The sequence below is a fragment of the Stieleria sedimenti genome, from assembly GCF_025060895.1.
Taxonomy (GTDB): domain Bacteria; phylum Planctomycetota; class Planctomycetia; order Pirellulales; family Pirellulaceae; genus Stieleria; species Stieleria sedimenti.
Map to the genome: position 1 here is coordinate 18,870 of NZ_JANZKV010000054.1, position 24,643 is coordinate 43,512.

The 24,643-nt window shown below is 58.8% G+C and carries 21 protein-coding genes; 8 read left to right on the plus strand and 13 right to left on the minus strand.

Annotated elements, in window-relative coordinates; all coding sequences use genetic code 11:
* Window positions 1–64: 64 nt before the first annotated feature.
* Window positions 65–760, minus strand: a complete 696-nt coding sequence (locus tag NZK35_RS08320) for a CPBP family intramembrane glutamic endopeptidase (RefSeq protein WP_259632069.1) — start codon at window positions 758–760, stop codon at window positions 65–67.
* 1 nt (window position 761) lies between these two features.
* Window positions 762–1,940, minus strand: a complete 1,179-nt coding sequence (locus NZK35_RS08325; protein ID WP_259632070.1) for a ribonuclease D — start codon at window positions 1,938–1,940, stop codon at window positions 762–764.
* Window positions 1,941–2,065: 125 nt separating this feature from the next.
* Here NZK35_RS08325 and NZK35_RS08330 point away from each other — a divergent pair, with 125 nt between their 5' ends.
* Window positions 2,066–2,896, plus strand: coding sequence for a (5-formylfuran-3-yl)methyl phosphate synthase (locus NZK35_RS08330; RefSeq protein ID WP_259632071.1), 831 nt, complete (start codon window positions 2,066–2,068; stop codon window positions 2,894–2,896).
* Window positions 2,897–2,903: 7 nt separating this feature from the next.
* Here NZK35_RS08330 and NZK35_RS08335 read toward each other — a convergent pair whose 3' ends face one another.
* Window positions 2,904–3,131, minus strand: a complete 228-nt coding sequence (locus NZK35_RS08335; protein WP_259632072.1) for a hypothetical protein — start codon at window positions 3,129–3,131, stop codon at window positions 2,904–2,906.
* A gap of 304 nt (window positions 3,132–3,435) precedes the next feature.
* Between NZK35_RS08335 and NZK35_RS08340 the strand changes: the two genes are divergently transcribed.
* The gene (locus NZK35_RS08340; protein ID WP_259632073.1) at window positions 3,436–4,365 is read left to right on the plus strand and encodes a TraB/GumN family protein; all 930 of its coding nucleotides are present in this window, start codon (window positions 3,436–3,438) and stop codon (window positions 4,363–4,365) included.
* Between the two features lie 145 nt (window positions 4,366–4,510).
* Here NZK35_RS08340 and NZK35_RS08345 read toward each other — a convergent pair whose 3' ends face one another.
* Entirely contained in the window at window positions 4,511–5,206 is a 696-nt protein-coding gene (locus tag NZK35_RS08345) for a lysophospholipid acyltransferase family protein (protein WP_259632074.1), read from the minus strand.
* Between the two features lie 114 nt (window positions 5,207–5,320).
* A complete protein-coding gene (locus NZK35_RS08350) occupies window positions 5,321–5,623 on the minus strand; it encodes a hypothetical protein (RefSeq protein ID WP_259632075.1) in 303 nt (100 codons plus the stop codon).
* A gap of 200 nt (window positions 5,624–5,823) precedes the next feature.
* On the opposite strand from NZK35_RS08350, the gene NZK35_RS08355 reads away from it, so the two are divergent.
* Window positions 5,824–6,096: a hypothetical protein gene (locus tag NZK35_RS08355; protein ID WP_259632076.1), complete on the plus strand. Its 273-nt coding sequence runs from the start codon at window positions 5,824–5,826 to the stop codon at window positions 6,094–6,096.
* Between the two features lie 249 nt (window positions 6,097–6,345).
* Here NZK35_RS08355 and NZK35_RS08360 read toward each other — a convergent pair whose 3' ends face one another.
* The 4 genes from NZK35_RS08360 to NZK35_RS08375 form a co-directional block, all read right to left on the minus strand.
* Window positions 6,346–7,158, minus strand: coding sequence for a lysophospholipid acyltransferase family protein (locus NZK35_RS08360; protein WP_259632077.1), 813 nt, complete (start codon window positions 7,156–7,158; stop codon window positions 6,346–6,348).
* An 18-nt stretch (window positions 7,159–7,176) separates the two neighbouring features.
* On the minus strand, window positions 7,177–10,869 hold the full coding sequence (locus NZK35_RS08365; RefSeq protein WP_259632078.1) for an efflux RND transporter permease subunit: 3,693 nt from the start codon (window positions 10,867–10,869) through the stop codon (window positions 7,177–7,179).
* A complete protein-coding gene (locus NZK35_RS08370) occupies window positions 10,856–12,166 on the minus strand; it encodes an efflux RND transporter periplasmic adaptor subunit (RefSeq protein WP_259632079.1) in 1,311 nt (436 codons plus the stop codon). Before NZK35_RS08370 ends, NZK35_RS08365 begins: the two co-directional genes overlap by 14 nt.
* A gap of 82 nt (window positions 12,167–12,248) precedes the next feature.
* Window positions 12,249–12,707 (minus strand): MarR family winged helix-turn-helix transcriptional regulator, encoded by a 459-nt coding sequence (locus NZK35_RS08375; protein WP_259632080.1) that lies wholly within the window; start codon window positions 12,705–12,707, stop codon window positions 12,249–12,251.
* Window positions 12,708–12,913: 206 nt separating this feature from the next.
* On the opposite strand from NZK35_RS08375, the gene NZK35_RS08380 reads away from it, so the two are divergent.
* The 4 genes from NZK35_RS08380 (at window position 12,914) to NZK35_RS08395 (ending at window position 18,143) form a co-directional block, all read left to right on the plus strand.
* Entirely contained in the window at window positions 12,914–13,993 is a 1,080-nt protein-coding gene (locus tag NZK35_RS08380; RefSeq protein ID WP_259632081.1) for a Gfo/Idh/MocA family protein, read from the plus strand.
* A 714-nt stretch (window positions 13,994–14,707) separates the two neighbouring features.
* Window positions 14,708–15,103 carry a hypothetical protein gene (locus tag NZK35_RS08385; protein WP_259632082.1) on the plus strand — a complete coding sequence of 132 codons (396 nt, stop codon included), beginning with the start codon at window positions 14,708–14,710 and terminating at the stop codon, window positions 15,101–15,103.
* 35 nt (window positions 15,104–15,138) lie between these two features.
* A complete protein-coding gene (locus tag NZK35_RS08390; RefSeq protein ID WP_259632083.1) occupies window positions 15,139–16,275 on the plus strand; it encodes a WD40 repeat domain-containing protein in 1,137 nt (378 codons plus the stop codon).
* 113 nt (window positions 16,276–16,388) lie between these two features.
* Window positions 16,389–18,143 carry a hypothetical protein gene (locus NZK35_RS08395; RefSeq protein WP_259632084.1) on the plus strand — a complete coding sequence of 585 codons (1,755 nt, stop codon included), beginning with the start codon at window positions 16,389–16,391 and terminating at the stop codon, window positions 18,141–18,143.
* 168 nt (window positions 18,144–18,311) lie between these two features.
* Here NZK35_RS08395 and NZK35_RS08400 read toward each other — a convergent pair whose 3' ends face one another.
* On the minus strand, window positions 18,312–20,096 hold the full coding sequence (locus NZK35_RS08400; RefSeq protein ID WP_259632085.1) for a tetratricopeptide repeat protein: 1,785 nt from the start codon (window positions 20,094–20,096) through the stop codon (window positions 18,312–18,314).
* Between the two features lie 147 nt (window positions 20,097–20,243).
* Entirely contained in the window at window positions 20,244–20,921 is a 678-nt protein-coding gene (locus NZK35_RS08405) for a CPBP family intramembrane glutamic endopeptidase (protein ID WP_259632086.1), read from the minus strand.
* Window positions 20,922–21,043: 122 nt separating this feature from the next.
* Between NZK35_RS08405 and NZK35_RS08410 the strand changes: the two genes are divergently transcribed.
* Window positions 21,044–22,360, plus strand: a complete 1,317-nt coding sequence (locus NZK35_RS08410; RefSeq protein WP_259632087.1) for a sulfatase-like hydrolase/transferase — start codon at window positions 21,044–21,046, stop codon at window positions 22,358–22,360.
* A gap of 28 nt (window positions 22,361–22,388) precedes the next feature.
* On the opposite strand, the gene NZK35_RS08415 is transcribed toward NZK35_RS08410, so the two are convergent.
* Both NZK35_RS08415 and NZK35_RS08420 read right to left on the minus strand, forming a co-directional pair.
* Window positions 22,389–24,404, minus strand: a complete 2,016-nt coding sequence (locus NZK35_RS08415; protein ID WP_323379623.1) for a T3SS effector HopA1 family protein — start codon at window positions 24,402–24,404, stop codon at window positions 22,389–22,391.
* A 4-nt stretch (window positions 24,405–24,408) separates the two neighbouring features.
* On the minus strand, window positions 24,409–24,642 hold the full coding sequence (locus NZK35_RS08420; RefSeq protein WP_259632089.1) for a hypothetical protein: 234 nt from the start codon (window positions 24,640–24,642) through the stop codon (window positions 24,409–24,411).
* Window position 24,643: the final 1 nt, after the last annotated feature.

The following is a 24,643-nucleotide window of genomic DNA, read 5'->3' on the forward strand; positions in this document are numbered from 1 at the left end:
TGCCGCTAATACCTAAATAAATCGTTCACGGCGTAGTGCGGACCCCACGAACGAGGCCATGGCGCTACGCCCCCGCCTCCTCCGCCTCGATCTCACGCTTGGCGATCAAGAACTGCGCCGCATCGTAAACCGCGTGTGCGACGATCGGGACGAGCAAGCTATCGGTCGCGATCATCAGCGCCGCAAAATAAACGCCCATCAGGGATGCGATGAAGACGTAGAGCTTGGTGATCGGATGCAGCAATCCGAAACCGATCGAGGAGACCAGGACTGCCGCGGCAAGCACTCCCGGAACGGCCACGCTAAAACTATCCCCGACCTGGAACGGGTTGTCGATCTGGCCGGTCGCGTCCTGCACCGCCGTCAACCACGGCAGCAGGCAGCCGCGAAAGGCGAGCTCTTCACCGATGCCTGCGCAGATGCTGACCGTCAACAACTCTGCGGGAGAGAGCGACAACAACGCCTTCATCGTCGGTGCATCGCTGAGTCGCTTGAGGGCGTCGATCGCTTCGTGTCGAATCTTCATCAGCAGCGAAATGGCAATCAACATTGGGATCGACGCCAGTGCACCGATCCCCAATTCGATGGCCACGCTTTTCCACGCCAGTTTGTCGATCCGCCCCAAGTACGCACGCGCATCGACGCCGAGAAACCACGCGAGCAGCAGCCCGGCGAGACCGATGGCGAGCTCGAATCCGCAGGCCCAGACGAACAAGAAATCGTCCGGGACGTCTTCAGGGGGTGGCGTTTCTTCGTTCAAGTCAATCCAGCTCGACGAATTCTAGCGGCTGTTCTTTACGGACGTCCGCGACACGGATGGCGGCGTGACCGCTGAGTAGCTTTCGAAAGGTCTTTCCAACAATCTCGCCCCGCCATCCGGTCAGCAACGAGGGTATCTTGTCGCCTTCCTTGGGGTCCAATTCAAAACCGAGCACTTCCTTGACGTCGTCGGCGTTGCCGACGATCGACGGAGCCAGTTTGTTCTGACGACTGATGCAGGCCATGGAAGTCGACAGAAACTGGCTGAGCATCGGGGAGATGACCCCGCGTGATTTTCGGGTCCGCCGCGGGAGCTGGTCGTCGGGAACCTCAAGCGCTGCCCGGATCGCGGCCGAGATGTCGTCGTAGTGTGCGCTGTAACCGCGCCAATCCATGCCGCGGATGTTGCGGATTTTTTTAATCTCGGCCGACCCGCGTTTGGCGAGTTCGACCATCAGATCGTCACGCATCACGCGTCGCACCGGCCGATCGAGCGTCGCGGCGCGCTGGTCACGCCAACGCCACAGGTGGCGGATGATCTCCAGTTGCCGCGGCGTCATCCCGGCACATCCGCTGACGCGCCGCCAGTTTTCGCTCGTTTCGTGTTGGATGACTTTCTGTTGGCGGAGCTCGGTTTCCTCTTCCAACCAGGCATGGCGGTTCAGCTTTTCGATCGCCTCGCGCTGCATCCAATACATCGCTTCCAGGTCGGTCACGTCTTGCAAGGCATAATTCAGCTGGTCACGTGACAGCGGCCGATGCCGCCAATTGGTGCGTGACTCCCCCTTGGCAAGCGTTTTACCGGTCAGCCGATTGACCAGATTGCCGAGCGAAATGGGGAACTCCATGCCGCTGAATCCGGCCGCCAGTTGCGTGTCGAAAAGCCCCGCGATCGGCTGATTGGTGAACTGGTAACAGAACCGACACTCCTCACGCGCCGCGTGGGCGATCACCGTTCGTCCGGGTTGGACCAACAGATCCCAGAACGGGGCGGTGGTGTGCATCGCCAAGGGATCGATGATCGCCAACCGCTCTCCGGCGGCGACTTGTATCAAACACAACTGAGGTCGATAACGGTCTTCGGAAACAAACTCGGTGTCGAAGGCAATGATCGGCGCATCAGCCAGTTCATCGCAGAATTGACGAAGATCGTCGATCGCACTGATCGATTCGTATTCCAAGGGTCGTTAGACTCTCTGCATCAAAATGGGAGGGACGATCGCCCCGGGTTGCCCATTGGCCACCCCCGACGTTCTTTCTTTTCGGCCATCACTCTAACCGCCCGGCACCCGCGCGACCATCCTGCATGCCACCGAACGCACCACCGAACGCACCACCGAACGCACCACCGAGCCAACTCCGGGACGCCGCCAAAACGCCCCGCGCGATCGCGAAACGTCGATGGCTGGTCAGCGTGCGTGATCTGGCCGAGGCCAAGCGAGCGGTCGAATTTGATGTCGATATCCTGGACCTCAAGGAACCCGGCCACGGCGCCTTGGCTCCCGTTGCCGTCGAAATCTGGCAACAGGTCGCCCGCCAGGCTGCGTCCTGGTCGCCCCCCGGCAAGAACGGCCCCATGCTATCGGCTGCACTGGGGGAATCCGATCAGGCGGTGGGGCTTGCCGATCAGGTCCCGCCCCAATTCGCCTTTGCCAAAGCCGGCCCGAGTGGGTGCAGCAATCCTGACCAGATCAGGGGCTTGTGGGACGCCGTCGGAAAACGGATGCCGGACCGGGTGGAATTGGTCGCGGTCGCTTATGCCGACCACCGGTCGGCCGACTGCCTACCGGCCGAAGCGATCCTGGATCTGGCCGCCCGCCAAGGTTTTCGACGCATTCTACTGGATACGTTCGAGAAGAACGGCCGCTCGTCGATCGGCCTGATGAATGCCCGGCGGCTATCGGATTTCGGCCGCCAGGCCCACCGGCGGCGACTTTGGTGGTCGCTGGCCGGTTCCATCACGTTAGGACAGGTCACTCGGATCGGCGAGCTGATTCCGCCCCCCGAGTTTCGGCCTGATTGCTTTGCCGTCCGCGGAGACGTTTGTGACGGTGATCGTACCGGAACACTGAGCGCCGACAAGATGCGGCGGTGGATGCAGGCGTTCGGCGAGTCCGCCGGCTACGTTCAATCTTGACCCAATTCTACAGCCATTCGAGTCCGGTCAGCTTCTGAAGTCGCTCCTCAAAGTTGCCGATCAGCCCCCCCACGAGTGTCCATTCGCCTTTGTTGCGAAGTTCGATTTCACCGAATCGGTTGATCCGAATGATCGAGTCGCTCGTCACGCCCGCTTGACGCAGTTCGTTGAAATCGACTTCCCCCTCGTTGATCACATCAAGTAACGTTTTTCCGGTCAGTTCAATGAATTCCATGACTTCCTTCTCAGCCCGTGGCTGGACTACATACGATCGACGCCCGCTCCCTTTCTAAGCGGTTGACGAATCTTCGACAACCATAGCCAACGACACGTTCGGGAACGCGATTGGGAGGCCAAGAATAGGCCGCGCACGCCGAATCACTTCTGCTCAACCGGCCAGTTTGCTCGGAACGCTGGCGCAGTTCAAGTTGCCGCCATCTGGATTGAGCGCTATGCTACGGTAGGTTCGTTTGTGCTCAACGAGCTTGTCGATTGTGAGAATCGAGCTACAAATCGCCTCCAACCCAGGCACCCCCACTATGCGTTTGCTCCTCTTCGCCCTGCTTGTCGTCCTCGCGTTGGCCAACCAGTTTCTCGAAGCGGCCACCAGCGTCGCTCAATCGGCAACGGCAGAGTCCCAACCCGCGGCCCAAGCCGACACGTCGGAACAGGAAGCTTCTGATGCGTCCTATCTGCGGATCAAGAAAGACGAAAACGGCCGTAAAGTCGCCTTGCAGACCGCGATCGTTCGGTATCGCGGCAAACCCGGCACGCGCTACGACGGTGCCATCGTCGACTTGGTGGGCGTCGTCCACATCGGCGAAAAAGAGTACTACTTAGATTTGAATCAGCGGCTGTCGAAATACGATTCGGTGCTGTACGAACTGGTCGCCCCAGACGGCACCCGGATCCGGCCCGAAGATTTGAAAGAACGCCGATCGTTGGTCGCGTCGATGCAAACCGGCATGAAGGACATGCTAAAACTGGAATACCAACTGGAATTGATCGACTACATGGCGACCAACTTCCGACACGCCGACATGAGTCCCGAAGAGTTCAGCGAGGATCTGCAGCGCCGCGGCGACAGCGTGCTGAAGATGATCGCCCGAATGATGGGCGCCGGTTTGGCGACGCAATCGAAAAGCGGTGGCGACCTCGGAGTGCTGATGGCATTGTTCAGCCAAGATCGCTCGACCGCGATGAAAAACGCGATGGCCAATCAGTTGATCGACATGGAAGCTGTCACTGCGGGGATCAACGATGCCAACGGCGAGAACACGCTGATCAAGGGACGCAATGCCAAGGCGTTTGAAGTGTTGCGTGAAGAACTGGCTGCGGGGAAGCAAACCCTGGCCGTGTTTTATGGTGCCGGCCACCTGGCCGACATGGCCGAACGGTTGGAAAAAGACTTCGGCATGAAAGCCGAAAACACCATCTGGCTCGACGCCTGGGATCTGGACGGCAAGTAGTAGATGCCCTTCGCTCCCGTTCCAAGGCTCCGACTGGGAACGCAATGCAACGAAGCGGGGTAGGCTTGTAGCCTGTCGATGCCGAAATGACAGGCTGGAAGCCTATCCCACTCTGGTCGATTCGATACTTACTTTCCGCTCGATCCTACGCCGCCCGCGTCATCGACTCACGTTTCTCAGCCAACACCTGTTGCAACGCGGCGTGAGTCTTCGCGGCTTCGGTCGGATCGTAGGTTGCCTCCAGACGCAACAATTCGTCCTGGATTCTCTGGGTGAACTCCGCGACGGACTCTCCGTCACGCGGGTACATCGGATCGCCGAAGATTCCGTCAATCCGACAGAACGGAAGCGGAATCTGGGTGCGATCCCAGGTCTGCGACAAGACGATCCGCTTGGTGGGAATCAGTGACATCGGTATGACAGGAGCGCCGGTTTTTTGCGACAACATCGCGATTCCAGGACTGGCGATCCCGCGCGGCCCCTTCGGCCCGTCAACGGCCACACAAGCCGGCCGGCCGCTGGAGACATGGGCGACCAACGCCCGCAACGCCGCGACACCACCTTTGCGGCTCGCACCGCTGCTGCCACGGATCGGAATCACCCCGGTCTTCTCAAGCGTTCGGGCGATCAAATCGCCGTCTTTGCTGCGTGACACCAACGCGCCCGCGCCCTTTTCGGCGTGAACCACCATGGCAATTTGCTGGCCGTGCAAGCCGGCATAGAGGTACGGCTGTCCGGCCGCACGCAACCGATCTCGAGAATCATTGACCGCGCGGACGCTGCACGTGGTTCGTAACAGCCAGATAAACCCTGTCACCAAAAAGGGCAGCACTCGATTCATTCCCAGATTCCATTCTGTTTGCAGTCAAAACGTTTCGCACGTCGTGAAACTCCGCAGCCCCCTAAATAGGCTCGCCAGCCCCGTACGGCAAGATCGATTGCACCAACAGGCCGCTCAATCGCCGCCGGCCGGGTTCTCGATCCAGACCTGAAAACAGGGCGAACACAGCAGCAATCGCCGGCGACAGTGCACTTGGTTCTCCGCATCGACTTGCGGCGTCGATTCGAGTTGCTCGATGACCTTGCCCCATTGAGCATCCATCTCCTCACGATCGAGCGTGGAGGGGGAGTCCAGGATCGGAGGCGACGAATCGACGGTGGCCTGGATGTCGATTTCGTAAAACTCGCCCCGACCACCGACCAGTTCCCTCAAACAGCGATCACACAAGCCGGGAGTATCCGATTCAAAGGCATCCATCACGCTGACTCAATGTACGAAAAGGAAGTGACAAGAGGGTCACGTCGGAATCCCCAGTTTAACGCATCACAGGCGTCCCCGTTCCCGTAAAAGGTGTCCGACACCTTTTTGGCAAACTGGGGCAGTCACGCAATCTCGCCAGCCTGCTGATCGACGCGGAAAAATACACAGAAGCCACTGCGGTTCTGGATGATCAGATCATGAATGAAGGGGATGACACCGATGTGTTCGGCTTGCTGGGGCGGGCATTTTTGCAGCAAGGCATCGACATGGATTCCGCCATCTTTCATCTCACCCGCGCAATCGAAATCGAAGAGGCTGCTCCACAAACGAGCGCACCCCAATGGCGCGACATTCAACGTCGAAGTCTGTCGCATCTGTACTCACTCAGAAGCGAAGCCCACAACAGCAACGAGGACTTCGAAGCCTCACGCCGTGACAACGAAACGGCGAGAGAACTGAATCCGCGCTAGCCGTTGTCGGTGCCCTTCGTCAAGCCGGGGATCGCACGAGGATCTGGGCTTGCGGAATGGTGGGCCGGAAGGGGGCAAAGAATAGGTTGGTCAAAAAATGAAGACGGCTGGTGAACGACTGCCCGCGACACTCGCATCTTTTGACCATTCCATCTTTTGACCATTCCATCTTCCAGCCAACCTATCTTTGCCCCATCTGTTTGCCCCGCCCCTCGGTCACTCAGGTCGTCGCGGAAACGGTTCCCCGTCCTACGTGCCGGCGTTCCAACGGTCCAACTTGGACGTGATAAAGTCGATCACGGCTTGGTGCTGCCGGTCGCCGCGGCCTTCGATGGCGATCGGTTCTCCGAACGCGAATCGCACTTTTTTGTGGGGGTCGATCGGGCCAAGGTCCTTGAACCACTTGCCGTTGCCCCACGCATCGGTCTGCAGCGCGATCGGCACCACGGGGACCTTGGCACGAGCCGCCAGTTTGACGCCGATCGAATTGAGCGAGTCCGGATCAAAGCTGTCGCTGCGAGTGGTCTGTGGAAACACGACGATCGAGATGCCTTGGGCCAGTCGCTCGGCCCCCTCCGTCATCACCCGCTTGAAGTCTTCACGTGGGTGATCACGTGAGACAGCGATGGGATTGCGTGTCCGCAGGATATGACGAAACACCGGATAGTCCATCAGGCTTTGTTTGACCACAAACGTCACGTCGCGAATCGGCTGGATGATGGCGGGCAGGACGATCGTCTCCAGCATGCTCATGTGGTTGCCGACAAACACGCAGGGGGTGGTCAAGTCTTTCACGTGCCGCAACCCCGTGACTTCGAATCGAATGCCGACCGATTCGAGAGATTGCATGACCTCGAAGCTGGTTTCGCTCCAGCGCTGGTTCCCATACTTTCCCTGACGGGCAACGCGACTGGATCGATAAACGTTCCACGCGAACTGGCGATAGAAGCTGATGGTCGGAAAACTCCCTGCCATCGAGCGTTTCTTACCATCGGCGGTCCGGTAATCACCGTCCTGATCGGACAGCAGTTCATTGCAGTGTGGCGTCTGTATTTCTGTCATGCTCATCAACGCGGGCGGCTATCGATCGTCCTGTGAAGCCGGGACCGATGAAGCGGGTTCGTGAGCCCGGTCTTTGGTCGGCAGATCACGCGATGAATCAGCAACATGCTTCGTCGGCTCCCCTGGCTCCACCAGTTGAACCGTTCGCCGCTGACTTGGCAACGCCGCCGACTGCCGTGCCGTCTCCGCCGGGCTGCCAAACAGCCGTCGCGTCAAACCGGCCTTGGCTTCCAACAACAGACTGAACAGTGTCGGCACCAATACCAGTGTGAAGACGGTGGACACCAACAGCCCACCGAGCACGACGCTGCCCAGGCCGCGGTACAGTTCGCTGCCCGCACCGGGGAACAAGACCAGCGGAAACAATCCGAGCACCGTAGTCAACGTCGTCATGAAGATCGGACGAATGCGGGTCCGCACGCTCTCCAGAATCGCTACCCGCGGCGACATGGCGTCCTCACGCATATGATTGAGCGACTGGTGCACAATCAAAATCGGATTGTTCACGACCGTACCGACCAGGATCACGAAACCGAGCATCGTCAGAATGTCCAATTGCTGCGTCAGCTGGCCGGTCATCGACAAATAGACGTTCAACAGGTTCAACCCCAGAATCCCCCCGACCGCGCCCAACGGTACCGTCAAGATAATCACCAACGGATACAACCACGATTCGAACAAGGCCGCCATCAGCAGGTACGTGATCAGGATCACCAGCACGAACTGGCTGGTCAACACACTGATCAGGCTGTCAAGATTCCAGCCCGACCATTGGCCCAGGAACGTCGCCTGCATCTTGCTCAGTTTGTCCGCCGTTCCGGCCAAGTTGACTTGATAGCCGCCTCCGAGTTGACCGCTTTCGGTCAGCGGTTGCACGATCTCACGCCTGATTTGTTCCATCGCATCTTCCAAGGCGATTTCGGGCGGCGGAGACACTTCGATGGTGATCGCGCGGACGCGTTCGCGGTGATTGACTTGTTCGGGACCGCTGGCCAACTCCACTTTCGCGAGGGCGGCTAACGGAATCAGTTGTCCTCCCGGCGTCGCGATCGGCAACGCTTCAATTTCTTGCGTCGTATCGGCGTATTTCAATTCACCGACGATCGTCAGGTCAATTTTTTTTCCATCCAGGTAGTAATCGCCGGCATAGGCACCGTCGATCAGACAGTTGGCCGAGAAACCGAGGTCACGACTGCTAACACCCATCTGGGCCGCCTGGACCAATTTGGGCGTGATGTGGATTTCCGGGCTGGACAAATCCAGGCTCGGAATCGGCCGTGCCTGGGCGGTCGGCATGATCTGTTTGACCTTGCCGATCGTTTGCCCCCCCAACGCGACCAACTTGATCAAGTCGGGTCCGGTGATCTCAATCTCGATCGTTCGCCCGGCGGTCAATCCTTGTTCGAACAGACTCGATTGCTTGGCGACGGCAAAGGTCCCCGGCATCGAAGCACCAACTTGCTGCACCAGCGGAACGAGCTCACCGGCACGCTGGCCATCGTAGGCCCGAATGCCCATGAACACCTGCCGCCCACGGGCGACAAAGAAAAAGTCGCCGATGGCGGGGAAGTCCAATGCGGCGGCTTCGGGGCTTTCGGGATCCACATCCCAGTAGGGACGCAGTGCGGTTTCTACGGTCTTGCCGGCCGCGGTCAACTGATCCAGGTTGTATCCCGGCGGCGGCAGCAGGATTCCGAACACGAGGTTGCGGTTTCCGGTCGGCAGATACTCAACCTTGGGCCAAAACGACCAACTGATTCCGAGTGCCAGCAGAACCAACGTGACAGCCACCCCTAGCCGCCGCAACATGCCGCGTTGGATCCAGTCATTGAGTCCGACAGTGCCCCGAACAAAGGTTTCCCCCAACGCATGGACCGGCCACAAGATGAATTGTGTGATGCGATGGGTGCTTTGCTGCGAGGACTGGCCCGACGGGTCGTCACGATCAGGTTGGGATTGAAACAGCCGCGATGCCGCGGTCGGAATCACCGACATCGAGATCAGCAACGACAACGCGACCGCGGCGCTGATCGCCAGTGCGATGTCGCGGAACAGTTGCCCGGCCTCTTCCTGGACAAACACGATGGGCAAGAACACGGCGACCGTCGTGATCGTCGAGGCGGCAATCGCGCCCCAGACCTCTTGGGTTCCCCGCACGGCAGCGGTGACCGCGGATTCGCCCGATTTAAAATGGCGGTAGACGTTCTCCAGCACGACCACGGCGTTGTCGACCAACATGCCCACCGCGAACGCCAACCCGGCCAAGCTGATCACGTTCAACGATCGGCCCAGCACGCCCAGGACCAGGAATGACGCGATGATACTGGTCGGGATCGCCAACGCCACCACCAACGCACCGCGGGCGAACCAAAATCCGGCGACCAGGATGATCGCGATACAGATCAAAAAGAACAGGGGCGACAGATAGGCCGCCGCCAACGAGCTTGCGATGATCAGCGGGATCGTCACGATCGTCCGTACGCCCAAGTGCAAGAACAACATCAACACGATCATCGTCAACGCACCGCCGATGAAGATGTTCTGTTGCACCAAATCGATCGACGAATAGATGTACTCGGTTTCGTCGTAGACCTGAGTCAGTTGCAGCCCCCGCGGTTTTAAGATGTTTTCGTCGATGTCACGCTTGGCGGCGCGCAAGCCATCCATCACGTCCAACACGTTGGCATCGGTTTCGCGCAAACAGTTGATCGCGATACTGGATTCGCCGAATCGTCGTACCAGTCCGTCGGGCTTTTTGTAACCCAATTCGACTTTGGCAACATCGCGGACGAAGACAGGTGCCCCGTCGGTGACCGACAACAACTGTTGCTCGACCTGTTCCGGGCTGCGAAATTGCCCCATCGCACGCACGACCCACCGCCGTTTGCCTTCCCAGAAATCTCCCGCCGATGTGTCTTTGTTTTGCCCCTGCAGGACGTTCCGAACATCGGCCAACGTCAACTGCCTGGCGGCCAGCATTTCGGGATCGACGATGACCTGCAATTCGTCTTCCAATCCGCCGATCACGTTGGACTGGGAAACGCCGGGGACACGTTCAAAGCGGGCTTCGATTTCGTCTTCGGCAAACCGTCTCAGCTTGGTCACGTCCAGATCATCCGGCGGCAACAGTTCCTCGACCTCGGGGTGTTCCTTGGCCAACAGACGCAGCCGCAGCATGACCAGTCCCACGTTGTGGGCGTGGCGTGCCGGTGCGATTATTTCGACCAGCTCGGGATGCCGGGCTTCAAATGCCTGGAACTGTTCGTCGGTCGGGCGACGCGTGCTGAAGATGAACCAGGCGATCGGCCGGTCGGAGGCGTTGGCCGTCGTGATCACCGGTTCGTCGGAATCCTCGGGATACTCGGGCACCTGTTGCAGTCGGCTGTTGACCTTCAACAACGCCTCCTCCATGTTGGTACCGACCAGGAATTCGAGCGTGATGGTGCCTTTGGAATCCGCGCTCTCGGACGTCATCTTCGTGACGCCTTCGACGCTCTTGAGCTGTTCCTCCTGCTCCATCGTGATTTCTTGCTCCACCTCCTGCGGGCTCGCTCCCGGCCAAGTCGTCTCGATGGTGATCGTTGGGATCTGGACTTCCGGCGTCAATTGCATCGGCATCCGCGTCAGTGCGACGACGCCGAACAGGGAGACCAGCAAGACGGCGACGCTGACTTTGACCGGGTTTTTGACGAAGGCTTCAATGAGTGCCATGCTCGTTGCCTCCGTTTGATTCGACCCGAGCAGGCTGTGATGGGGACTCCACGACGCGTGAGATCACGACACGTTGTCCCGGCCGCAGGCGTTCGTTCCCTTCCACGACGACCCGCTGCCCCGCTTCGAGCGGCCCTTTGGCTTGGATCAGATTCGGCATCGCGACGCCGACTTCGATCGGGACCGGACGCACGCTGCCGCCACGTTGATCGCCATCGACGACATAAACCAGCGGCTGCGGGCCGCCCAAGACCAACGCGTTCTTGGGAACCATGATCGCACTCTGCTTCGCGCCGATGGGCAATTCGACCCGGGCATACATCCCCGCCTTGAGCAGCGGCCCGTCGGCGGTGATCGTGTTCTTGACTCGAATCTTGACGGGGAAGGTTCTGGACTTCGCGTCGGCTTGGGGAATGACGGTGGTGATCTCACCGGTAAAGACCTCGTCTGGAAGCGCGGGCACATCGACGCGGACGGTCGCCCCCGGTTTGATGTGTGCGGCATGCTGCTCGACGACATAGGCCAGGACTTCGACTTCGTCCAATGCCACCACCTCCATCACCGGGTCGCCACTGCTGACCCACGTTCCTTCATCGACGTGCTCGATGACCACGTATCCGTCGAAACGCGACATGACGGTGTATTTTTTGATCCGGTCCTTGATGCGATCCACCATCGCTTGCTGAAAAGCGACCTGTGCCCGCGCCTGGGCGATCCGCTCCGACCGCGGCCCTTCGACGATCAGATCGTAGGCGGCCTTGAGCTCCAGATAGACCTGTTCGGACTGGCTGGCCCGAGCCTTGACCTGCTCATATTCTTCCGGCGATGCAGAATTCGACGTCCGCAGCTGTTGCAAGCGAGTCAATTGTGCCCGGCCAAACTCCATGTCCGCCTTGGCCCCCAACATCTTTGCCTTGGCTTGTTCAATTTCGTTCGGTCGCGAACCCGCCTCAAGTTCGGCAAGCTCTTGATTTCGCAAATCCAGTTCGGCCTCGGCGGCGGCGAGTTCCAATTCGATCGTTGCGGTCAGCAGCTTGGCCAGTGGCGCGCCCTCCGCGACGCGTTCTCCTTCGTGAACGACCAGTTCGACCACACGTCCGTCCACGGCGCTGCCCACGACGGCACGCTTAAGCGGCATCACGGTGGCAACAAAGGTTTGGCCGGCGGCGACATCCATCTGCACCACTTCGGCGACGGCCACCGGTGCGGGCGGTGGCTGTTGAGCGTGCGCGTCATGAACGGCGACAGTCACCGCGAGCCAGAAGAGTACAATTAAACAGACACGAGAGCGTTTCATTTTCATCAGCTCGGACAGTGCGGATGCGTCATGGAACATGGAAACATGGCGACGCCATTGGCGGTGGGGAATTCGTAGCCGGCTATCGGTCGAACAACTCTGCCGGCGGTTGCAGCAATAAATTTTCGTGGACCCGACCGAGTAGCTTCTTGAGCGTGGCTTGCTGCCGATCGGTCAATCCATCGGTGGCCCGTGCGCGAATCACTTTTGCACAGTCGACGATCTTGGCCCAAACCGGTTTCGATTTCGCCGTCGCACCGATCAACTTGCGGCGACGATCGGTCGGGCAGGGGCGACGCCGGATCAATCCGTCGCGTTCCATCCGATCGAGAATACGAACCAACGTCGGCGGCTCGATCATCATCTTGCCGGCCAACTCGGCTTGCGAAAGCTCGCCCTCCAATGCCAGCCAACCGAGCACTTGCGACTGGCGGAACGTGATCCCGTAGGGCACCAGGGCGTCATTGAACGCGCGGTGGTAACGCTGTGTCGTCACGGTCAGCCAATAACCGATACTCTCGTCAAAATCATAGTCCAACACGGGCCGACTCCGGAGCCGAGACAATTCGTTAGCCTGCTAACTATTAGCGTTGCGGCACAATCGCTTGTCAAGTCGTTGCGCCCCGCTTTGGAGGGATTCGATTCGGTCCGTGGAGGAGCCTTCGACCGAGGGCAGCCATCTGAATTGCCACGGTAAGCTACAATCCGGCCTCGAACGACACCCCACCGTCATTCAGGAGTACGACCATGAGCGACCGCTTGAAAGTTGTTGGAATCAATTTTGATCATTTTCACATGGGTGACCTGTTGCGGATGGCGCACGAGCATCCGGAGGCGGAACTGGTGGGGATCTGTGATGAACATCCCGAACGCATGCGGGATGCGATCAAGACCTTCCAGATACCGCAGGACAGGGTGCATAGCGATCCGCAAACGTTGTTTGATTCGACCCCGGCGGACTTGGCGATCCTGTGTCCGGCCGCTTCGAAACACGGTGATTGGGTGGAACGGATCGCGCCGTTCGGCTGCGACCTGTTGGTCGAAAAACCCTTCGCCGGATCACTGGCCGAGGCCGATCGGATGATCGCCGCGTGCCAATCGGCCGGCGTCCGTCTGGCGATCAATTGGCCCTTGGCCTGGGTCGCCTCGCACCGGATGGCCAAACGCTTGATCGACGAGGGGCGAATCGGTCAATGCATTGAGGTGCACTACTATGGCGGCAACCGCGGCCCGCTTTGGCACGTGGCCGATAAAGTCGAACGAACCGCCGAGCAGGTCCGGCAAGCCAAACCGACCAGTTGGTTTTACAAGCAGAGTCACGGCGGAGGATCGTTGCTCGATTACCTCGGTTACGGCACCACGCTGGGAACTTGGTACATGGATGGACGGCGACCGATCGAAGTCGCCGCGATGGTCGACCGGCCCGCCGGATTGGAAGTCGACGAACACAGCGTGGTCGTGGCTCGCTATGAAACCGGACTCTCCAAATTCGAGACCCGCTGGGGAACCTTCACCGACCCCTGGACGCATCAACCCCAACCCAAGTGCGGCTTCGTCCTGGTCGGCACCGAAGGGACGATTTCCAGCTACGACTATGACACGTCGATGCGGGTGCAAACACGCGATTGCCCCGAAGGCCGATTGATCCAGCCAGATCCGTTGGTGGCGCCCCTGCAAAATCCGATTCAATACATGGTCGACGTGATTCAAAACAACCGCCAAATCGACGGCCCCTTGTCGACCCGGATCAGTCGCATCGGCCAGCAGATCGTCGACGCCGCCGTGCTCAGCGCCCGCGAACAGCGTACGGTTCCCTTGTCCGAGTGATCCAAATCTCGCCGCAAGCCCTCGGGATGTCGATTTTATAAGTGACGGATTTGATCGTGGCGGAAGGCGCTAAGACTTTCGCAGCGCCGGCCCTCTCTGGCGTTTGCTTGCTGCGCAAACGCCGTCTCTCTCAGGGGGGATCTAAATTGGTTGCCAAAGCCTGCAGAAAATGAATCGACGTCCTCCGGGATACGGGATTCGCTGACGCTACTCCTTCCACAGTCAACGGGGTGTTGCTTGTTCGTCGAAGGGCGCGAGCCCACTGGTGTTTCAAGGTGTTTTCGCGCCGAAACCGGACCGCTACCGGGCTGTCGATTGAAGCCCGTACGCGTTAGCAAGGGGCCACTCGGCGTCACTGGCTAACGCGGCGCCACTCGGTAGCCCGTCGCACCTGACATGATCGCGTTGAATTCCTGAAGACCGACTAAATCGACAGCCCGCTCGTGCCGTTCCGCTCACACCTGGGACACTTTGGAAGGGGAGTCGAATTGCACGCGAAATCTTCATGTCAGGAAAGATCTCGATTTCGGCATCAGCCCACGACCCGCAACAAGAGAACGACGGCGTGTATTCCGCCGGTCTCTGAAACGGCATGATTCACGCATTGTTTTGATCGACCCACGCGATTTAAATCGTTCTGAACGCAAATCAATCGATTGACGTGGCGGAGTCAATTTTCAAACGTGAGAAAAGACGGAAGCAATGGAATTACTCATGCCGAAGCGCCGGTACGTTGACCGGCTCCCTGTGAAATCCAGTTCGCCGTCCCGAGTGGTGGCGTCACTGATTTGGCGATTGCTGGAATCCGGTCCCACCTCACTGGGGATCTGTTGCCTGCTGATCGCGTTTGTCTCGGTGCACGATGCAGCGTTGATCGTCACGAATCATGAAGTGATTTATGAGATGGAACAGAACCCGATCGGGGTCTGGCTGCTCGAACTGCAAGACGGCCAGGTATGGCTGTTCGTGACGGTCAAGTTGATCTGCACGGCGCTCGTTTGTGCCGTGCTGATCACGCTCTACAAACACCAGCGGCGAATGGCGATGACCGTTGCCGCAAGCTTGGTTTGTTTTCAGCTGTCTCTGCTCTGTTACTTATCGGTTGGCTGAGAGTGTCTAAACCGATGCGATTCCAGGAAACGTGGATGACTTGGAAACAAGTGATGGACTTCGTCGCGTTGTGGGGCCTGCTGCTCGGCGGAGTACTCGTGCTCGCCGGCGCCGAAGCAATCGTAATTTGGGGGAGCGGATTTCGATATCAGCCCGTCACCGAAACTCGGTCGGTGTGGTTCGAGGACCTGTCCTTTAACCGGCCTACCGGCATGGCGGCAGTCGTCGTGCGTTCCAAATTGAACGCACAGGCCGAGGGGATCAAGTCGGATATCGTCCTGATGAATCTCAAGACGCACGAAGCCATTTCGCTGAACGCGCATCATCTGCAACCGCTCGCAGTGGCTCTGTCCCCCGACGCATCAACGATCGCGGTGGTCGGTGCCGATGCGCGGGTTCGGTTGATGACCGGCGTGACGCCGATGGCCCATGCCAAGATGATGACGGAAATCAAAACCATCGATGCTGCAACGTTTCACGACCCCATTCAATTGCTGTTTTCACCCGACGGCGAAAAACTGGCGGCTATCAACGAAAATGACGTCTGGGTCTGGAGTTTGACCGAAAACCGTTTGCTTCATCAACACCAACATCACCGCGTGCCCCGAACCGGAACCCAAAAGGCACTGGCCTTTTCCGCCGATTCCCAACGCATCATTTCGGGGAATCCCGACGGAGGCATCTCGATTCGAGACCTCAAATCGGGCAAACTCTTGAAGCGGATCGCATCGAGCGAACGTTCGATTTTTGACGCCGCTTTCTTTGAACAAGGTCGATTGCTGGTGGTGATGAACAACGGCGCACCGTACGAGATTTTGCTCTATCCCGTTGATTCCGGGCCCGGCAACGCCGACACAAGCCGTTGGACCTGCAGGGCATCGGCACCGATCGTGGCGATCGACGAGCGGGGAGACTGGGCGGCGATCACCTCGTACCGTCACGGCAAGCATCTGATTTGCATCCTCGATCTGCAGACGGGAACCGAACAATCCGTTTTGCCAGGGCACACCACTCCGATCATGGGATTGGCAACAAGCGACCAAACGCTGTATTCCTGGGATTCAGGTGGGACGATCATCGAATGGGATATGAATGCCAAGACTCGAACACGGTCGTTCTCGATGCTCCAGTGGGTGTTGAATCCGATCGAAAACGCCTTGACCACACCGTGAACCCCGGCAACCGGCCCACCACTAGACCATAAACGGTTGCCCCGTCACCGAGCGAGTCTCCTCTGGACTACAATCGCCAACGAAAAACTTCGTCCGTCACGAGGAGATTGGTCATGGCGCAGAGGGATCGCAGCGGGATGAAATGGTTGATCAATGGCGTGACCATCGATCGACGAGTGCAATCACCGGGCCGACCCCTCGTTGCGACCTCGCGACGACGTCGACTCGTCGGCGAACCATTGGAGCCACGGCATCTGCTTGCGATCCTGGCGGTTGCACCGAGTGGCGACACCATGCCGGGGCTGGAATTCGAATCGGCCTGCGACGCGGCGCCGATCAACGCCTCGGGGATCGCTGCGACGGCAAACGCGACGACTCCTTTGGTGGAGTACTTCTTGACCGCACGGGATGCCGAAGATCAATTGCTTCCCGTGGTCAACGGCGAAGTCGAAGTGGGGGTCGGTATCGAGAACTCATTCTTTCTGGAAGTCGCGTATTCAGACCTCCGCACCTTCGGCGATGACACGGGAGCCTTTGGCGTCCACGTGAATCTGGATGTCAACCAACCCGGCTTGCTGCGACCTGTCCTGCGCGAAACACAACGCATCATTTTCGGCGCAGAGATTTTCAGTGCTTCATCGGGTTCGGTTGCGTTCACGATGGAGGGTGCGTCGCAATCCTACGTCGCCGATCTGGCGGACCTGTCCAACGAACCGTTCGAAGAAGTCAAGGCGGCGCTCCAACTGCTGGGATATCAACCGTCGCAATATCAGGTGACCGGACTGTCGTCGAGTGACTTGTTGATCGAAATTCGATTCGTCGATCCCGCCTTCGCGAATATGGACCTTCCCGACTTGATCGTCACGAGCCATTTCGACGTCGCGGTCCCGACGTCCGTCGAAGAGTTCAGTCCCCTGTTGGCCGACGGCGTCACGCCCAATTCTGAAGCGGTCCGTTTTAATCTTGACACGCGCAGCCGAACGTTCAACAACAATCAACGCTTCTACACGCTTCTCAATCGCGGCAATTTTGACCTGGCATCGGGGTTCGTCGATGTTGGCGGGACGGGCTTGATTCCGGGTGCGTCTGGCGGGATTCGAAGCCTGACAAACGATGGGCAATTCATTGAGCCGTTTGACGTCTTTCGCGTTGAAGTTTTTCTGGCCGAACCGCTCCGTTCACCGCTGGTCATCGACACGGCACCCAGCCAAGGTGCCGACGCACTGCTGCTGTTTGGTGAAGACGTGGTCATTCCTGCGGAAGCCATTCTGCTGGACGCCGATGCGAGCGTCACGCTGGTGACGGCCGAACCGACGGTTCAACAAATCGTGATCAACGATGGTGCGGAAAGTCGGTCGCAAGTCACGTCGGTCGCGGTGACGTTCGGAGAGGAGCTGGAGTCGGCTCTCTTGCCCTCCGCGTTCTCGCTCGTCAACACGTCCACGTCGACTGCCGTTGGCATCGTCCATGTGGCTGCCAGCGTGATGGACGGGATGACCACCGCGACGCTTACCTTTGACGGCGCGAGCACGGTCGACCGGGGTGGCACCGGGGCACAGGGGAATTCGCTGACCGACGGAAATTACCGGCTTCACATCGACGCCTCCGGCATCCGCTCCACCAGCGGCTTCGAAATGTTCAACGATGTTATTTTCGGCGAACAGCCGGTCGATGGCTTCTTCCGTCTCTACGGCGATAGCGACGGAGACCGCGATGTCGATGGCCAGGACTACGGACGCTTCGGATTGACGTTTCTCACGACCGCCGGCCAATCGAGATTCAACGCTCAACTGGATTCAGATGGCGACGGCGATGTCGACGGTCAAGACTACGGCAGGTTCGGACTGAATTTTCTGAAACGAATCTGACCCGCCCGCTCCATCGCCCGTGGTGTCACCGAAGAGGGCATCGGAATGCGTGTCATTGGAGGCCACAATGCATCCCGGATCGGTGGGCAAGACAATGGGGGCAAAACAATGAACGGCGAGGCACGCCCCCGCACCCCACCATTCTGCTACCCCATCGTTTTGCCCCCATCACTCCTGCGTCTTCTCCTGCAAACGCTGCAACCGCATCGCATGTTGACCGGCGAGCTTCGAGTGACGAGCCGCCAAATCGCCACGCCCGCGTGACTGATAGATGGCGGCCAGAAAACGGTGCGCGTTGACGTGTTGCGGAGCCAGCTCAATGGTCTTGCTCAACGCTTCAATCGCCTGCTCGGTGTTTCCCGAGTTCTGCTCCGAAACACCCAACTGAAAATAGTCAAACGGCTCGCTCTGCAACTCCGTGACTTCGCGGTAGTATTTCGCCGCTTCGGCAAAGTCGCGGCGTTGGTAGGCGAGATTGGCGAGCAGACGCAGCGATTCCAATCGCGGACGCGAGGGCACTCGCTCACGAGCCACCACTTCACTCGCCAGGTCTTGGGCGATCGCCGACTGCCCCTGCGAACGAGCCAACATGGCCAGGATGGTGGTCGCATCGGCGTCCGCCTGGCCCGCGTTCTTGACTTCAATCAGGGCTTTGGCGGCTTCGATTCCATAGTCTCGAAAATTCGGATTGCCCGGATCTTCTTGGGCGACCTGGAACTTGGCGAGCGCTTCGCAACGTTTGCGAACCATGCCCGGCAACTCAGCGACATCCAAGACCGGGCTCAATCCCACCGCCGGTTCAACACTCGTCGCTTGACCGCTGTGAATGCCGATGCGGTGGTGATGAAAAGCCGTGTGGGGAACCTCGGTGCCCTGGGCGGGCATGTGGCATTGGCTGCAGTCGTTCTGTGCGATCTCGACCCGTTTCGCATGCGGCTCACCACAGGACTGATCGTTGTGGCATGACAGACAGATCTTCCGATAATGCTCGATCGTCGATTCGGCCGGAACGGTTTGGTGCGGATTGTGACAGGTGATACAGGTCAGCGACTCGGTTTGTTGATAGCACTTGCTCATGTGCAACTGCTCCACGTGCCCGACCACGCGCATCGTGTCATCGCCCAATCGATATTGGTAATCGATCCGAAAGTCGGTCAACGGAAGTCCGGGGCGATAGTCCCATTCGTCTTTATTGGCCAACATCGCTTTACCCGCTGCCTGTAAATGACATTGCTGGCAGATGGCTTCGGAAAGCTCGCGAGAGAGTTTTGACGGATTGACAATCGTGTCGTCCGCCCCAGCAAACTTGGGGTTCTCGCGGTATCGGGCGACGTGTTTCTCACCCGGCCCGTGGCAACGCTCGCATCCGATTTTCTCTTCCAAAATCGAAAACTCATTCGGGTTGCCGTTCTTGCGATCGATGTCGCCGACGTGGCAAAAGAAACACTCCGAACTCAACTTGCGTCCGAATCCGGGATGGAAGGGCACATCGTAGCCAGGCGACATCGACCACTTGCCGGTATCCTGATACCAGGACAACGGAGACTGGCCGAAATGCGATCCGTCATGATAGACGTAGCTTTTTCCATGCGTTCCCGAGCCGAGGGTGAAAACGATCGGATGTTCGGTTCGGGCCAATTCCGCGCCGTCCGGACCGCGAAGGATCTCACGATGAATCAGGTCGTCGCCGCGACGCAACACCTGATAGTCGTTGCCAGACGATTCGTGATGAAAGCTTGCCGAAGACACCTCTTTGTCCGGATCGACACGCTCCATCGACTCGCTGTGCTTGGTGTCCAAGTAGGAGAGGTGTTGCGCCTCGTGGCACTGCACGCACGTTTTTGTCCCCACGTACTTGACCGTCGGATCGGTGTTGGCCGGAGGTTCGGCCAACCCACGGGCTGAAAGGCCAATGAATACGATGAACACGCCGGAGATGATTCGGGCAATCAAGGGTATCGATCCGCGGATGAAAGAAAAGCGACAGAAAAAGTAAACCGCAAGTCTAGCAGCTGGAAATTCGACATCTCAAGTTTTTTGTTGCCGACTTCGATGAAGTGTTCTGCCGCACCTGCCCGAGGAGACATCCGGGGACGGGGCCTACGGCCCATTGCCGGCATACATTTGCAACACCAGGATTGTGTCCATATATCCGTGCGCAAAGATGGTGACCCAGAGATTCCGCTGAACCACGACGTAGGAAATTCCCAATGCCAATCCCATGAAGCTGGCCTGCACCATTCCGGCGAGCCCCCAGTCCGAGTGGACCAGGCCGAACACGATCGAACTGGAGACGATGGCCAACCACCGGGCCGCCCTTCCGTCTGCCCCCAACTCGGAAATTCGCGTGATCAAGAATCCCCGATAAATGACCTCTTCAGCGAATGCCGAGACGATGTACACCGATGCCAAAGCGAGGATCGTCAATGTGAGATTGCCGCGGAGGTAATCGTACTGACTCATGTCTGCCCGCTCCGGAATGCCAAGTAGGTTTGCCATCAGAATCGCGGCAAACACAAAGGCTGCAATCGCGGCGAAAGACACGGCAATCGATTGCAGGAAGACACGGATAGCGGAACGCCAGCGGTAAAGACTTCGGTCCAGCCCAAAATGCACCCCACTTTGCCCACGCAATCGCAGTCCCCAGTACACGATGGCCAGCATCAACATATTGGCCGCCCAGACGCTGCCGATCGTTGCGACCCTTGCCTTGACGAAGCGGGCATTGTCCGTCGCCGCCGGTTTGAGCCCACCATTGTCACTGGTAAAGATGACCAATGTGTTTTCCCGCAGGTCGTGTTCTTGCAGCTTCTCGGAAAACGCCGCGCGGTATAATCGACTCGTCCGCGTCGTGACCTCCCGCCAGTCGCAAGCCTGCCGCTCGAGATAGGATTCTTTCAGTGAATGTATTCACTCATGCCTTTTGTTTCGCACTCGCCATCCTCGCCACGTTGCCAGGCACGGGAAAAACCGCGGAGCCTCCCGAACCGTCGATTCCTGGCCATCGTCGCGACGCCCCGCCTCCCAACATTTTGCTGCTCTTCGCCGATGATCTCGGTTACGAAGCACTCGGCTGTTACGGCGGTCAAGATTTCAACACGCCGCATCTCGATCGATTGGCCGAACAGGGAATGCGTTTCAGCCGCGCGTACACCAGTCCCGTTTGCACTCCGTCGCGGATGAGTCTCTACACGGGCGCCTACGTGTCGCGTCATGGTTATTGTGATGTGCTGCCCGTTCACCTTGGCACGAAGAAGGCTGTCGATTTCCGCCGCCGCTGGACGACGTATCCGCAACTGCTGCGAAACGCCGGTTATCTGACGTCCGTGACCGGCAAGTGGCAACTCGCGGCGTTGGAATTTCATCCTGAGCACTGTCGCGATGCCGGTTTCGACTCATGGTGCGTTTGGCAGATCTGGCGTCAAGGAGCCAAAACGACACGTTATTGGGTGCCGTGTTTCAATCACGACGGGCACGTCCGTGAAGACATCACCGACCGTTTCGGCCCCGACGTGTTGGCCGACTACGTGATCGACCAGATGCGTACGGCGGTCCAGGCCGATCGTCCGTTCTACATTCACCACAACATGCTACTGCCGCACTGGCCGATCATCCAGTCGCCCGACGACAAAGCCGGAGCCAAACGCGCATCACTGAGCGGCATGATCGCCTACATGGACAAACTGTGCGGCCGGATCCTCGACGAGGTCGACCGGTTGGGAGTTGCCGAAAACACGATGGTGATCTTCATGGGTGACAACGGCACGGACTCGAAGACGCCGCGAACGACGACTGCCGGCGAAGTCCATGGTGGCAAAACGGATCTCAACGACGCTGGTACCCACGTTCCGTTGATCTGCCGACAAACGGGCAGGATCGAGGCAGGCGTGGTGGTCGACGACCTGATCGACATGGTCGACTTTTTTCCGACCCTTTGCGAACTCGCCGGAGTTGAAGTTCCCGCCGGTATTCCGTTGGACGGAGCCTCCTTTGCCGGTCGACTCCATGGTGGACAGCCATCGCCGCGCCCCTGGGTGTCAGGCGGTATTCGCGGCACCATCAGCCTCTTCGACGGCCAATGGCGAGTGAACGCGGGCTCCAGCGGTATCCTCGACGCCCGCCATCTTCCCCGCGAGACGATGTTGGAAACCGCACCCGATGGCTCCGCCGACGCCATCTCTCGGCTGCGCGCCGCTGCCGTATCGATCTCGAAGTAAACCGTTGCTGCAGATGATCCGACGTTGGTCATCCGTTCGATCCAGGCCGTAGATGTGCCTGTTCCAGCTCGATTCCTGCGCACCGAAAATGTGTCTCGATGTGTTCCAACACCTTGGGGGCGTGTAGATCATTCGATGCGTCGGCGTTGATCAACGACTCAGCCAGCAACCGGCTGACGTTTTGGCCAAAGCTTTGACCGTCGCCGGGGTCTTCCGCGATCCCGATTCCGGGACGGATCGCTTTGGTGAACAATGGGATCCCCGGCGAAAGACGAAACGCGGATTGATCGACCAGATCATTGACGCAGCGAATCACGAAATCGACATGAGGCTTTTCAACATACAACACCAGTGCATCGCGTCGCCCGAACAACCTGGGGTGATTCAGGCATTTGATTCGGAACGGGACCAAGCTGCGATTGAGACAAAGCGTCAGCGCCGTGATGACATCGAACACCGAGTGTTGATCACAATGGAAATAGAACCGAACCTGGTTCCCATGCTCGTGTTGATTCGGCAACGTCTCACTGAAGGCGAAATAATAGTACGGCAGACACGTGCGATCTTCACGCGTGAGACCGATCACGTCCAACGGCTGCATCTGGCGTTCGTTTAACCCCTGCCAAACCGGCAAGCTCTGCCAGACCGGCCCCCATGCCGGTCCCGACGTTCCGCGGGTCTGATTGGCCCTCGACAGTCGCTCGACGAACCACGGGTCAGGCATCAAATCGGCCGGGACGCTATACGGTGCTTCGTCGGGGTCGCGACAATAGGCGGAAAAGTAGACCACCAGCGTCAGCGCATCGATCAGTTTCTCGCGCGGCGTCGCCGGGGAACCCTGCAAAGGCGAGGCAACAGCCGGATCGACTTGATGAACTTTCCCTGAGAACGCGAAGGCACAGTCAGAGATAATTTCGAGACGCTTCGCGATCGCAAGCAATCGATCCTGCAGACAGGGCTGGGCCTCTTCACCATGACTCTGTGAGCGAGCCGATGACCTGTCAATCACAGGTCTGGCAAAGGGCTGGCACAGCATGTTGCGACTCTTTTCAATCAACCGCAACGAAAAGACCCCGGGGGTGTTTAAATGGAAATCGCGTTCCATGGCGGTCTGAATCAATCGTGACGCACAAAAGCGGTTGACGCGTTCGGCAAATTCGGCGTCATGCGGGCCGCTGCAGTGCCGGGTATACGAATCAAAAAAAACGTCGGCGGCTTCACTTAGATCGGGCGCGTGATCGGATGCCGACGCGACTGATCTCTCGATGGAGCACGCGATGTAGGACTGCAGCACGCCGGCGACATCCCAGGCGGGATCCCCCGATGCGGCGAGTTCCCAATCGACGAGGGTGACGCGTGAATCTGAATCAGGTTCCACCATCACGTTGTCCCACTTCAGATCACCATGAATGATCGAAACGTCGCGCCACAGAGTTTGATTGCGCTGCAACTCCTCAAACAACGGCGTGTCGTGTCGGATCGTCCGGACGATTGCGGCGTAGGCGGCACCGGCTTGAGACGCATAACCCTCGGGAGCCTGCAGCCGAATCGCAACCGGCAATGTCGTGCGAAGACGCCTCCGTTGTGCGTCGTTGGCCGGATCGCGTCCACCGTTGTGGAGTTGTGCCAAGGCCTTGCCCATGGTCGATGACCAAGCGATCAATCGTTGAGCCCGGCTGTTGATCGGTCCAGCCGTGGACAGATCGAACAAGTTTTCCCCGTCGATGGACTCCATGATCAGAACATGGCGTGCGCGATCGACGTCGACCAACCGTGGAACGAATTCCCGTAGTGAAGCCCAGCTCTGCTGCCGATGAAACGAATCCAGGATCGAGGCTTCGACGTCCTGGTCGGCGATCAAGGTTGGGTCGAGCGAACGAATCTGCTTGACGAACAACCCCGATCCATTTTGGTTTCGAACGATGAAATTGCGGTTTCGCCCGACGGTTGGCGAAATCCAACCGCTTGTTTCGGACCCATCGCAAGGTTCCAGATGCCCACGGCGACGCAGGTATGCCGGAAGGGTGGAGGGCGAAAGCAACAACAGCTCACCAAACGGTCATCGGGTGCGGTCCCGGTTGCTGCTGCATGTAAGGGTTCTGACCAGGATATTGGTAGCCCATCGGAGGCCCCTGAGTCTGGCCGGGTGCGCCCCCCGTCCCGTGCTGCTGCGGTGCCCCGGCAGCGATCGCCGCACATTGGGCAGCCATTGCAGCGTGATGAGCGGCCATCGCGGCATGCTGCGCCGCATGTAATGCCGCCTGGGCTCGTTCGTCGCTCATA